The organism is Pseudomonadota bacterium, from assembly GCA_026388255.1.
In the GTDB taxonomy this organism is placed as follows: Bacteria; Desulfobacterota; Syntrophorhabdia; order Syntrophorhabdales; family Syntrophorhabdaceae; genus JAPLKB01.
The window spans coordinates 1-13,206 of record JAPLKC010000031.1; the positions used below are offsets into that span (position 1 = coordinate 1).

Here is a 13,206-nt window from a genome sequence, read left to right on the forward strand (position 1 = left end):
TCCGTCGGATAGCAAAGGTATGCTTTGCCGTGGCATGTAAGATTATCGCCTGCAACATAAAGAGATGGGCCAAGGCCCTCTTTACTTCAAAAAGGACCCTGCAGGGCTGCACATCGATTCTTTGCGTTTATTTTAAGCTGACCCTGTCTGCCTTGATGGGCGAACCTTGGTTCAAGAAGCAGATTTTCTTTTTAGGCAGCAATTTGAACCTTCTCAGAAAAGGCACTTACTTCTCAGGGATCCTCATCTGCGGAGAGAGACGTCTCGTGGCAGCTCAACAACTCGGACTTGAATCTGTACCAGTGCGGGTGATAGAAGCAGGTAAGGAATTAGGTGAAACCATAGCCCTTCAACTCACTGAGAACCTCCAGCGGGAAGACTTAAATCCCATAGATCAGGCAAAGGGGATTCTTTCATATATCCAGGCGAAACATCCTGATAAGGGGTACGATGTAGACGGGGTAATGAGCGACCTTATAAAGTACAACCGGAAACCCGATACTCTATCGGAGGCAGTGGTGTCCACAGTGGACACCACCATGCAAATCTCTGGAAAGGCTTATACTTCCTTGTTCCGCACAATTTCACTTTTAAAACTTTCTTCTGAAATTCAGGCTGAAATCAGGTCAGGGAATCTCCCTGTTTCCCATGGATATCTATTTGCCGCGAATCTCGATTGCCCTGATCGTATGAAGATTTTCACCGACATTATAAAGACGCCTGTAACCTACATTACACTTGAAAGAATGCTCACCGCATACAAACAAGCCAAACCAGACCCGAATAATACAAAACCAGTATCCGTGAAGAAACATGTTAAAGGCCTGATATCCATAAAAACAGGTTTTGAAAAGGGTCTTGGAACGTATATACGGGAAGACGTTGAAGCATTTCTCTATGAACTGCAGGTTTTTTGTGATTTCGTACAACAACAGGCGCCTATGATCCCATACGGCAAAAAAAGACCGCCACAGGTGTGAGAAAGTCAGTGAATAGTGAATAGTGGAAAAGATAGAAAATATGAAAAGTCAGTGAATAGTGAATAGTGGAAAAGATAGAAAATATGAAAAGGCAGTGAATGGCGAATAGTGGAAAAGATAAAATAAAGAATTTCAAGAATTTGAAGAAAGCTGTAGGTATGGATATCCATACCTACATTAACGAAACCAGTAAAATGAAAATGATTACCGGTTTAATAAAATGCCTTTAAATATTCACTAACGACTATTCACTGCAGTTATTTAACCATGAACGGCTTTTATCGGTAATGTGAAATAAAAGGTGGCGCCTTCATCTATCTTCCCTTCGGCCCATACTCTGCCGCCATGTCGGGCAATGATCCTCTGTACGATTGCAAGCCCGATACCTGTCCCCTCATACTCGTTATCGTTGTGCAGTCTTTGAAATGCATTGAAGATCTTTTCTGCATGTTCCATATCAAACCCTGCACCGTTATCCTTCACAAAAAACATATTTTCGTCTTTCCCTGCTTCCCCACCCACCTCGATGATTGCAATATCTCTGTGTTTGGTAAATTTAATTGCGTTGGAAAGAAGGTTCATAAATACCTCGCGTATCATTGAAGGATCACCGGTTCCATGAGGGGCACTATTTATCAAGAAATTGATCTTGCGTCCTCGGTTTATCACCTTAAGCTCTTCAAAAACGTCTTTTGCAATCTCCCCCATATCCAAGTCCTCAACTTCAAAATCCTTTCTCTTCAGCCGTGATAACGCAAGTAGGTCATTTATCAACTGGTTCATCTGTTTTGTGCTTTTCAGGATTGCATTAAGATACATCTGTGCCTTTTCGTTAAGGTCTTTTCCATATTTTTCTGAGAGCATATGTGAAAACCCCTCAATGCTGATAAGAGGTGTACGGAGATCATGGGAGACGGAATATGAAAACGCCTCAAGCTCTTTGTTCGCAGCCTCAAGCTGTACAGTGCGTTGCCTTACCCTTTTTTCCAGTTCTTCGTTTAATTGTCGGACCTCCCTTTCTGCCCTTTTTAATTCCGTAATATCCATAAAAGACAAAACACTTTTCTGTGTTCCGTGGACCAGATCAACTGTGATGGAAATGTCCCTTAAATCCCCTTGTCTGGTAATGAACCTGATCTCATAGTTTTTCGGGGTAGAATCAGGATCAATTCTTCGTAAGTTATGATAATTGAGCATTTTTTCAAGGTCATCTTTGGCTATAAATTCTATCCAACTTCTTTTGGATTGCAACTCTTCATTTGAATAGCCTGATAATTTTTGAAATTGCATATTTGCAAGGGAGATTGTAGTGTCCCCCTCGCTTACAATAGTAGCGGTTCCGGTATTTTCAAAAACGGTCCGGTACAATTCGTCTGATTTTTCCATAAATACGTTTCTCAACAAAATTCATTTTAACTAAAGTGCAAAAATACGTAAAGGTTTTTTTTCAGCTTTTTATGGGTATTACCTGTGGGAAGGGGCGGCATGATCCCTGTGTTGCGGCATGACCCCTGTAGTGTGAGGCTAAATATTATAATTACTTATGATAAAAGAGCCCTCCGGCAAAGCTGACAGATGATTGACCGTCGGTCCACTGTTTGTAGCTGACTATTTCGCCCGTACTGTTTTCGAGCAGTTTTAACTGGAAATATATCGGGGTCAGTCCGCATATCCTGCGCCTATCTCCTTCATTTTGAATTGTTTTGAAAAAACCGTCTGCGTCAACGTTGCCGATACATCTTAAAAGCTCCTCATCTTTTGCCCTGGATTGACCGAGCGTCAGGGCATCGAGGTCGTACTTGTCTCCGAATTGCGCCCCGATATGTGCAAGGTCGGCTCCTGATATAATGATATACGGTTTTTCGTATTCGGTGAGAACAGATTTAAAATTATCAATAATATCTTTTAGCTCCTGGTCTGTTTCAATATTCTTGTCGCCGTTTATGTGTTCGTGTAACGAGCCTGTAAGAATAGGAAAAATTTCGAAATCATTCTGAATCATGAATTGAATGAGCGGCAACTGGAGCTCAATTGAATGTTCGTTACGATGTGGCCACTCATCAATGTAGCCTTTCAGCACATCGTTGTGCTTAATGAGTCTGCAAAAGTCTTCCGAGTTTGGTATTATATCAAGGGGTGTAGCGAAGCTTTTCGATGATATACTCCATATTTTTTCAGTGGGATAGTGTGACGTGCCGAATATAATGAGAAGGGATTTCCCCTGGCCTTTTAATGAACTATAGGTATCACAATACACCTCTGTTCCTCTTCCGTAATCGATATGCGGAGCAAGCATGCCTGTAATCCTGCCTTTTGGCGTTTCATATCTTGCTGTCCTGAACATTTCATCAAGAAATACGAGTAATTCCATTCTGTTTGCCTGATAACTCTTTCCTGCAAGATATGGTTTCCTGATAGGGTCGTTTTCATATGTTTCTTTCAGTCCGGCAAGATGTTGCTTAAAGTGTTCACTGAACAGGAGCAGGTTTTTATCCATATCTTCAACGAGTTGCCGGATATGCTCGATGTATAGAAGTTCACCGGAAGCCTTAATATATTCTACCTGAATGTCCCGCAAAGACCTTGTTCCATCCATTAGAGAAAGAAGGAAAACCAGATCCTTTGATACAACGAGGGAATTTTCCATAATCCCTTCTGCATCTTTAAGCAGTACCAGTTCTTCTCCATCCTGTTTAAAGGGGTGTGCTTCAATGTATCGTATTTTGGGGAAATCCATAGCAATTATATAGCATAATCATGACAAAGAGGCAAAAGAAGCCCCAATTCATTGTGACTACTTTTGATACTTTTGGAAGAGGCTCAGTATATTAAAAGATTCACAAGAAATCATAAAACGATTTTAAAAAGCAGTTGAAAACCGTTTATCAACAATAAAGTTCTTTGTTTTTATAAAAAAACGCAATATTTTACCTTTAGAATCTTTTATTGTGTACAGATTATTGTAGAACAATGGCTTATTGATGTTAAGAAAATCAAGGTTTATTCACTATTATTAACAATGAGGTTTTACAATACTATTATTGTGAAAATATTAACAAAATTCTATTGACAACATATATATAGATGTTTAGAATAAAATGTTTTTAAAAAAAGCTTAATAGCAGTACAATCCAATATTAAATTCAGGAGGTTGAAATGGCAGAAGAGAAATCAACGATGGAAGGAGCCGGCAAGTTTCCACCATCAAAAGAATTTGTTGATCAGGCTTATATTAAAAGCAGAGCAGAATATGAAACAATGTGGAAAAAATCAGTGGAAGATCCGGAAGCATTCTGGGGCGATGTGGCAAAGGAACTGCACTGGTTTAAACCATGGCTGAAGGTCAACAGAGAAGACTTTAGTAAAGGGCAGGTTGAATGGTTTATCGGCGGCAAGACAAATATTTCTTATAATTGTCTTGATTTACAGGTTGAAAAAGGAAAAGGCGACAATGTAGCACTTATTTTTCAGGGCGAGCCCGAAGATGATGTAAAGAAATACACATACAAACAGATGTTGACAGAGGTCTCCAAATTTGCAAACGTCCTGAAGAAAAAAGGCGTACGCAAAGGCGACAGAGTTGCCATTTATCTTCCTATGATCGGAGAACTCCCCATTGCAATGCTTGCATGCGCAAGGATCGGCGCTATCCACACAATCGTTTTCGGCGGTTTCTCTGCTGAAGCATTGAGAGACAGGGTTCTTGACGCCGGTGCAAAGGTAGTTATCACTGCAAACGGCTACTGGAGATCAGGAAAACATGTAAGCTCCAAGGCAAATTCTGACATAGCCTGTGATCATTGTGCAAAAGAAGGCCACACTGTTGATAAGGTTATTGTAGTAAAGAGACTCGACGGTTTTGACGTTCCCATGAAGGCAGGAAGAGACACATACTGGAATGATGAAATGGCTGCATCCGATATCAGTGATGTATGTCCTGCAGAGGAAATGGACGCAGAAGATCCGTTGTTTATCCTTTATACATCAGGTTCAACAGGCAAGCCGAAGGGTGTGCTCCACACTGTCGGCGGCTATATGGTCTACACATATTTTTCATTCAAATATATCTTTGACTATAAAGACAAAGAAATTTTCTTTTGTACCGCAGATATCGGCTGGGTTACAGGACACTCCTATATCGTTTACGGACCTTTTGCGAACGGCGCAACCTCAGTTATGTTTGAGTCTGTTCCTACTTTCCCGAACCCTGACAGATTCTGGCAGATAGTTGAGAAGTTCAAAGTTAATAGTTTCTATACAGCACCGACGGCAATCAGAGCCCTTGCAAAAGAAGGCGAAAAATGGCCAAAGGGCAGAGACCTTTCATCTCTGAAACTGCTCGGGTCAGTCGGCGAACCAATAGGTCCCGAGGCGTGGCTGTGGTACTATAATAACGTAGGCGGCGGAAGATGTCCCATCGTAGATACCTGGTGGCAGACAGAAACAGGCGGCATTCTTATTACCGGTCTTCCGGGCGCATGGGCGCAGAAGCCGGGTTCAGCATCGCTTCCGTTTTTTGGCGTAGATGCCCGCGCACTACAATCAAGGGCATCAGCAGACCTGCCGGCAGTAGACGCACCGGTAAATGAGCAGGGCGAACTTTGCATCACAAGGTCATGGCCCGGCATCATGAGGGGCGTTTTTGGCGAACCTGAAAGATTTTTTAACACATATTTTGTGCAGCAGCCCGGCTTCTATTTCTCCGGCGATGGCGCAAGAAAAGATGAAGACGGCTATTTCTGGCTTATGGGTCGTATTGATGACGTTGTCAACGTATCAGGTCACAGAATGGGTACTGCAGAAGTTGAAGCAGCCCTTAACTCTTTGGCTGTAGCAGTCGCAGAGTCGGCAGTTGTCGGTTTCCCTCATGATATTAAAGGCGAAGATCTTTATGCCTATGTTATCCTGAAAACCGGCGTTGAAGCCAGCGACGATCTTAAGAAACAGCTTGTAGCACACGTAAGAAAAGAAATCGGTCCTATCGCAGCTCCCGGCAAAATCCAGTTCGTATCCGGTCTGCCGAAGACACGTTCCGGCAAGATCATGAGAAGGATTCTAAGAAAGGTTGCTTCCGGCGAGATTGATCAGATCGGCGATACTACAACACTTGCAGATCCTGCAGTAGTTGATGAGATCGTAAAAGGAAGGCAGTAAGATTATAACAGCATAACCAGGGCCCCCAAGGAAAATCCTCGGGGGCCTTTTTTATAACAATCTCTAATCCTTATGGAATGAGTTATTATCTCTAATGACTTATAAGATTAATTCTACAAAGGAATATCACCTGAACCGGTTGAATTCGCTGGGATGGGAACTGACTGTCTGTAATGCCCTCTATCCTGAGGCAACACCATTGAGGAAACTCCTCAGGTGCAACGACTCTTATGGGCATCTACTCTATGACTATTTAAGTCGATTCGTGCCTATGGAAAACATCAAGAAGATTATTGAAATAGGCGGGGGTTACGGAAATCTGATGAAGGATTTCCTTGACAGAAACAGATTGTTGCAACCATGTATGTTGGATATTTCCCCATTTCTTCTCGGAAAACAAAAAGAAACCCTTGGACAACATGATGTTTTCTACAGAGAAGAGGATTTTCTGGAAACCGATCCTGCTATCCTTGCCGGGTTTGATCTGGCTGTTTTAAATGAAAACATGGGGGATCTCCCTACTCTCACCAATCTGAAGCATGAAATCTTTCAATCATCTTTTGAAATTACTGACCCGGCCCTGAAGAGGGTACTTAATTTGTTTGAAAAGTACAGTTTTAGTCGACCAAAGCAAGAGACATTTAATCTGAATATCGGTGCCATAGAGGCTTTAGAAAAGCTTTGCCATTCCGGAATTCCCTATATTTATATCAGTGAGCATAGCTGTGAAGCCGTTGTCCCGGGGTCATTGCGTTCGTTTGTTCGTGTTGAATCCACAGGAAACCCGGAGAGGATTTCACTTATGGGGCACGATGAATACACGATCAAGTTTTCGCATCTTCAACAGGTTGCACGTTCTTTTGGTTACACATATATACGGGGTTTCTTCGCCGATTTTATTTCCTTTGATATGACTGAAAACTTGCGGTTCATTCTGTCATCCGGTGGTCGCTATTCCGATGAAGATGAAATGATCTGCCAATTTGTCGAAGACCTCTATAAATACGAATACCTCATCCTCATTAAAAAATAGATTCCCGCAACTTCTGTTTGTTTAACCGGCAGCTTCAGAATGTGCCGGTTGTACGAGAAAATAAAAAGGGCAAACTTTTGAAGTTTGCCCTTAGCTTTTTTGTTTAGCGCCTGTTGTTTAATTTCTTTACTTTTTGGGTGGTTTTAACAAGATTAGCGCAATGATAATGCCGATTACTGCAAGTATTGTAGTCGGCCAGAAGGCCTTCAGATAGCTTCCAAATACGTCTTTAGCACTACCGGAGATGATGCCGCCGATAATTGCGCCGAGACCGTAAGCACTGAATACAACGCCATATTTTTGTGCATATCCATCAAGACCAAAAAAACCTGCTGTTGCTGCAGGCCCGATTGCGAGCCAACCGCCAAGGCAGAGCCAGAAGCCGCAAAAGGCAACCGTATAGAGTACAACTGAGCCTTGTGCGGCATTTAACATCATGATAGAAGAAATACAGATAATGACAAATGACAGAATAGCAGCATTTCTTGGGGTAATCTTGTCAGCGAGTAAGCCGAAAATTGGTCGGCCGATACCGTTGAAAATAGCAAAAATAGAAACAAGAAAGGCAGCAGTCCCTATATCAAGGCCGATCACCTCTCTTCCGATTGTAGCGGATATACCTATTGCCATAAGGCCTGCAGTGGTACCGATGGTATAACAAAGCCAGAGGCCATAGAAGCTTGATGTGCCGAGCATTTGACCTGCTGTATAGGATTTTGCTGCTCCGCCTGCTGTTTTAGGTGGTGTCCATCCTGCCGGAATCCAGCCCGGTTTAGGAAATTTCATGAACATAGAAAGTATAAACGTGATAACAAGAAATCCTATCCCCATCATCCAAAATGTATTAAGGGGCCCGGAAGAGGCGATAAGGCTTTTTGCCAGTGGTGCTGTAACAAAAGCCGATGCGCCAAATCCCAGAAGGGATAATCCTACTGCCAGCCCTTTTTTGTCCGGGAACCATTTTGTTGCTACAGATACAGGACCTCCATATACAATGCCGACTCCTGCACCGCCGATCATACCGTATGTTATAATAACCATGGTCATACTGGATGCGAATCCTGTCAATATCCAACCGAGACCTACAACAATACCGCCGACCATCATGACATTCCGGGGTCCGAACTTGTCAATGAATTTTCCGGCAAAGAATGTGAAGAGAGCGAACATTGCGAGAAATACCATGAAAGGTAAATTACCTTGAGTGGCGCTTGCATTAAATAATGTTTCAAGCGGTTTTTTAAAGACACTATATGCGTAAACAGCCCCAAGGCACATATTGACAACCATGCCCAATACAACAAAAACCCACCTTCCTGCATTTGCAGACATTCCAAAAATCTTCTGATCATCAGCCATAAAACATACCTCCTCTAAAATTGAAATCTATCAGGACTAAGCCTTAAAATGAAAACACTAAATAAATGTGAATGAAAATTATTATACAATATCAGATAATGTCAAGATTTTTCTTGTCTAAGGGAAAACCTTGTTGGCCAATAAAATCGGCTACCTGATACCTTGTACTAATAAAACTATCAAATTTTTGTTTGTATTCAATATTCAGAAGTAGGATAAAGACATGAAGAAATAATCCCCCCGGTCCGATATCTGATCATCACAGAAAAAATCATTATCCTTGATTGTGGTTGTTATTGAGTCATTTTTATCTGCGATTTTACCACTAAATATATTGTCTGGTGCACTTGTTTATTAACAAAAATCTCTTGACATAAAAGGCAAAATCGTTTAACATACCAAAGTTTTCGCTGAGCTTGCTTTCCCTTAAAACAAATTAGGGAATTATTTTATTTGGAGGGTATTGATGCCTACTATTAATCAATTAGTAAGGCTTGGGAGAGAAGTCGTTAAAAAGAAGAGTTCATCCCCGGCGCTTATAAATTGTCCACAAAAGAGAGGAGTTTGTGTAAGGGTTTATACAACAACTCCTAAAAAACCGAATTCGGCATTAAGAAAGGTAGCCCGTGTGAGATTGACCAATGGCATAGAGGTTACTACATATATACCCGGTATCGGCCACAATCTTCAAGAGCACTCGGTTGTGCTGATAAGAGGCGGAAGGGTCAAGGATTTGCCTGGTGTCAGATACCATATAATCAGAGGATCACTTGATGCAAGCGGTGTGGCAAATAGAAAGAAAAGCAGATCCAAGTACGGCGCCAAAAGACCTAAACAGTAGAGGAGTTTAGACGACAGTAAATAGCGGAGTTTGAACGATAGTAAACGGAGGAGTTTAAAGCATGCCAAGAAAGGGACACGTTGCGACAAGGGAGAAATTACCTGATTTAAAATACAATGACTTCCTTGTACAGAGATTGATAAGCTGCGTTATGCTGGATGGGAAGAAGAGTACAGCCACAAGGATTGTTTATGGTGCTTTTGATGTGATTGAAGGCAAGCTGAAAGACGATCCGCTTAAGGCGTTCCATAAGGCGATAGACAATATCAGACCTGAAATAGAAGTAAAAGCAAGAAGGGTTGGAGGGGCAACATATCAGGTTCCGGTTGAGGTAAGGTCAAACCGGAAAATGTCTCTGGGGATTAGATGGCTGATAAGATATGCAAGAGAAAGATCAGAAAGAACAATGAAAGAGAAACTTGCCGGAGAGATCCTTGATGCTTGCAACAATAAGGGCGGTGCAGTAAAAAAGAGAGAAGATACCCACAAGATGGCCGAAGCAAATAAGGCGTTTGCTCACTACAGGTGGTAAATCAAGGTAAAAATGAATGAATCAAATTGTTAGAAATGTAGGTATTATGGCGCACATTGATGCTGGAAAGACAACTGCCACAGAGAGAATGCTCTTCTATACAGGGGTTAACAACAGGATGGGAGAAGTTGATGATGGCGCTGCCACTATGGACTGGATGGAGGAAGAAAAAGAAAGAGGGATTACCATTACAGCTGCAGCAACAACCTGCTTCTGGAGGGAACACAGAATTAACATCATAGATACGCCTGGACATATAGACTTTACGATAGAGGTGGGAAGATCACTTAGAGTGCTGGATGGCGCTGTAGCATTATTCTCAGCAGTGGAAGGCGTTGAACCTCAATCAGAGACTGTCTGGAGACAGGCCGACAGATACAGGGTCCCGAGAATTGCATATGTGAACAAGATGGACAGAACCGGTGCTGATTTTGACAACTGTGTCCGGATGATACGAGAAAATTTAAAGGCAAATCCATTGGTACTCCATTTTCCCATCATGAACGAAGATGGGTTCATCGGGACCGTTGATTTAATAAAAAACAAAGCAATTTTATATGATAAAGACAGACTGGGCTTTGAGTACACAGTCTGTGAAGTACCTGAAGCGCTTAAAGCCAAGGCTGATAATGCAAGGATAAACATTATGGAGATGTTGTCCAGTGTAGAAGACAGCTTTATGGAACGGTATCTGGAAGGATATGAGATCGATGAAGCAAGTATTAAAGAAGCGATAAGAAAAGGCACATTGAATGGGAGTGTTATACCTGTCCTTTGTGGCAGTGCATTTAAGAATAAAGGAGTTCAGCCGCTTCTTGATGCAATTGTAGACTATCTTCCTTCACCGCAGGATGTATCTCCTTATCACTATTGGACCGAAGACGGGACAGAAGGAGCTTTTGATGGAACCGAAGAAGAACCTTTCAGTGGACTTATTTTTAAGATAATGAATGATCCTTTTGTTGGTCATTTGAGCTATGTAAGGATATATTCCGGTGTATTGAAGACCGGTGATACGATAATGAATTGTGCACAGTCAAAAACAGAGAGGGTCGGCAGGATACTAAGACTTCACGCGAACAAGAGGGAAGAGGTAAAGAAGGTAGAAGCGGGCGATATCTGTGCAATTGTAGGTTTGAAAGGGGTATCAACAGGAGATACGCTAACCCACCCAGGTTTGGATATATTTTTTGAAAATATTGAAGTCCCTATTCCGGTGGTTTCATGTGCAATAACACCAAGGAAGAAAGATGATCTGAAGAAGATGTGGCTTGTTTTCAACAGATATACAGTTGAAGATCCTTCTCTCAATGTGCGGCTTGACAGTGAGACCGGAGAGGTAATACTATCAGGCATGGGAGAATTACATCTTGAAATAATCATGAACAGGGCAAAAAGGGAGCATAACCTCGAAATGATATCATCTCCGCCACAGGTGGCATACAGGGAGACAATAACAAAACAAGTCACGGGCAATGGTAAATATATTAAACAATCAGGTGGGAGAGGCCAATACGGACACGTAGTATTAAATATTTCACCCCTCGAAGGTTCTGTTATTTTTGAAAATAAAATTGTAGGTGGTGCGATCCCAAGGGAATATATCTCAAGTATAGAAGCGGGTATCAGGGAAACGCTGGAAAAAGGTGTTGTTCTCGGGTATCCCATGGTAGATATGAAGGTTGAGCTTATTGACGGTTCATATCATGAAGTGGATTCATCAGAGCTTGCCTTTAAGCTTGCTGCATCAATAGGATTAAAAGATGCAGTTAGAAAAGCAAATCCTGTGATTCTTGAACCCATTATGAAGGTAGACATAAGCATACCAAATGAGTTTTTGGGTGTTGTAATTGGTGATATATCGTCAAGGCGCGGCAGGATTGCAGAACTTGGTGACAAAAACGGTTTTAAGTATATAATCGCACATATTCCTTTGGACGAAATGTTCGGATACACAACTCATCTTCGCTCAGCAACGCAAGGAAGAGGGAATTTCAGCATGGAGTTTTTTCACTATACCCCTGTACCACAGCATATTTATGAAACTTTAATTAAAAATAGAGAAAAAAATGTAACGGAGGTCCTTTATGGCTAAGAAAAAGTTTGAAAGAAACAAACCCCATGTGAACATCGGAACCATAGGACATATAGACCACGGGAAAACAACCCTCACATCTGCTGTTACAAGGTATCTTTCCAAAGCAGGAATGGCGACTTGGATACCTTTCGATCAGATAGATAAGGCACCTGAAGAGAAAGAAAGGGGCATTACCATAGCTACAGCACACGTGGAATACGAGACGAAAAATCGGCATTATGCCCATGTGGACTGTCCGGGCCACGCAGATTACATCAAGAATATGATTACCGGCGCCGCACAGATGGATGGTGCTATCCTTGTAGTCGGTGCAAACGACGGTCCTATGCCGCAGACACGTGAACATATCCTGCTTGCCCGCCAGGTTGGCGTACCCTGTATGGTTGTCTACCTTAACAAGGTGGATATGGTGGATGATCCCGAACTGATAGAACTTGTAGAGATGGAGCTTCGTGAGCTCCTCACGCTGTATGAATTCCCGGGCGATGATATCCCTATAATAAAAGGAAGCGCATTAAAGGCCTTAGAATGCGGATGCGGCAATGCGGAATGCCCCAACTGCAAGAGCATACAGGAACTTATGGATGCCTGTGATTCATATGTTCCGGAACCTGTCCGTGATACCGATAAGCCTTTCCTTATGCCGGTTGAAGATGTTTTCTCTATCTCCGGTCGTGGTACGGTTGTTACCGGCAGGATCGAAAGGGGAATTATCAAATCCGGCGAAGAAGTGGAGATCATCGGTTTCAGACCGACTATGAAAACCGTTGCCACCTCTGTTGAGATGTTTAGAAAAATCCTTGATCAGGGCATTGCCGGTGATAATGTCGGCGTACTCCTCCGGGGCATAAAGAAAGATGAAGTCGAGAGGGGTCAGGTACTGGCAAAAACCGGGAGCATAACCCCCCATACAAAGTTTAAAGGCGAGGTCTATATACTAACAAAAGAAGAGGGTGGGCGTCATACGCCTTTCTTTACCGGCTATAGACCGCAGTTCTATTTAAGAACAACAGACGTAACCGGTGTGACAAAGCTCCCCGATGGTGTCGAGATGGTGATGCCCGGCGATAATGTAACTATCATTGTTGAGCTTGTTACCCCCATTGCCCTTGAGAAGGAACTCCGTTTTGCTATCAGGGAAGGTGGAAAGACTGTCGGAGCCGGTGTTGTCACTGAGATTATAGAGTAGAGGGGAAAAAAAATGAGGCA

Annotated in this window: 10 protein-coding genes; 7 read left to right on the top strand and 3 right to left on the bottom strand. The window is 42.4% G+C overall.

Annotated elements, in window-relative coordinates:
• The coding region (locus tag NT178_03155; protein MCX5811526.1) for a ParB N-terminal domain-containing protein at nucleotides 1–980 on the top strand (980 nt) is incomplete at its 5' end.
• 261 nt (nucleotides 981–1,241) lie between these two features.
• Here NT178_03155 and NT178_03160 read toward each other — a convergent pair.
• Nucleotides 1,242–2,366 carry an ATP-binding protein gene (locus NT178_03160; GenBank protein ID MCX5811527.1) on the bottom strand — a complete coding sequence of 375 codons (1,125 nt, stop codon included), beginning with the start codon at nucleotides 2,364–2,366 and terminating at the stop codon, nucleotides 1,242–1,244.
• A 151-nt stretch (nucleotides 2,367–2,517) separates the two neighbouring features.
• Nucleotides 2,518–3,717 (bottom strand): AmmeMemoRadiSam system protein B, encoded by a 1,200-nt coding sequence (gene amrB, locus NT178_03165; protein MCX5811528.1) that lies wholly within the window; start codon nucleotides 3,715–3,717, stop codon nucleotides 2,518–2,520.
• A 419-nt stretch (nucleotides 3,718–4,136) separates the two neighbouring features.
• Here amrB and acs point away from each other — a divergent pair, with 419 nt between their 5' ends.
• Nucleotides 4,137–6,134 (top strand): acetate--CoA ligase, encoded by a 1,998-nt coding sequence (acs, locus tag NT178_03170; protein ID MCX5811529.1) that lies wholly within the window; start codon nucleotides 4,137–4,139, stop codon nucleotides 6,132–6,134.
• 94 nt (nucleotides 6,135–6,228) lie between these two features.
• Nucleotides 6,229–7,167: a hypothetical protein gene (locus tag NT178_03175; GenBank protein MCX5811530.1), complete on the top strand. Its 939-nt coding sequence runs from the start codon at nucleotides 6,229–6,231 to the stop codon at nucleotides 7,165–7,167.
• Between the two features lie 126 nt (nucleotides 7,168–7,293).
• On the opposite strand, the gene NT178_03180 is transcribed toward NT178_03175, so the two are convergent.
• The gene (locus tag NT178_03180; protein MCX5811531.1) at nucleotides 7,294–8,526 is read right to left on the bottom strand and encodes an OFA family MFS transporter; all 1,233 of its coding nucleotides are present in this window, start codon (nucleotides 8,524–8,526) and stop codon (nucleotides 7,294–7,296) included.
• Nucleotides 8,527–8,992: 466 nt separating this feature from the next.
• Between NT178_03180 and rpsL the strand changes: the two genes are divergently transcribed.
• From rpsL to tuf, 4 genes are all read left to right on the top strand, one after another.
• On the top strand, nucleotides 8,993–9,367 hold the full coding sequence (rpsL, locus tag NT178_03185) for a 30S ribosomal protein S12 (protein MCX5811532.1): 375 nt from the start codon (nucleotides 8,993–8,995) through the stop codon (nucleotides 9,365–9,367).
• 61 nt (nucleotides 9,368–9,428) lie between these two features.
• Nucleotides 9,429–9,899 carry a 30S ribosomal protein S7 gene (gene rpsG, locus NT178_03190; protein ID MCX5811533.1) on the top strand — a complete coding sequence of 157 codons (471 nt, stop codon included), beginning with the start codon at nucleotides 9,429–9,431 and terminating at the stop codon, nucleotides 9,897–9,899.
• A gap of 16 nt (nucleotides 9,900–9,915) precedes the next feature.
• Nucleotides 9,916–11,994, top strand: coding sequence for an elongation factor G (gene fusA / locus NT178_03195; GenBank protein MCX5811534.1), 2,079 nt, complete (start codon nucleotides 9,916–9,918; stop codon nucleotides 11,992–11,994).
• A complete protein-coding gene (gene tuf / locus NT178_03200) occupies nucleotides 11,987–13,186 on the top strand; it encodes an elongation factor Tu (GenBank protein MCX5811535.1) in 1,200 nt (399 codons plus the stop codon). The genes fusA and tuf overlap by 8 nt, the downstream gene beginning before the upstream one ends.
• Nucleotides 13,187–13,206 lie beyond the last annotated feature (20 nt).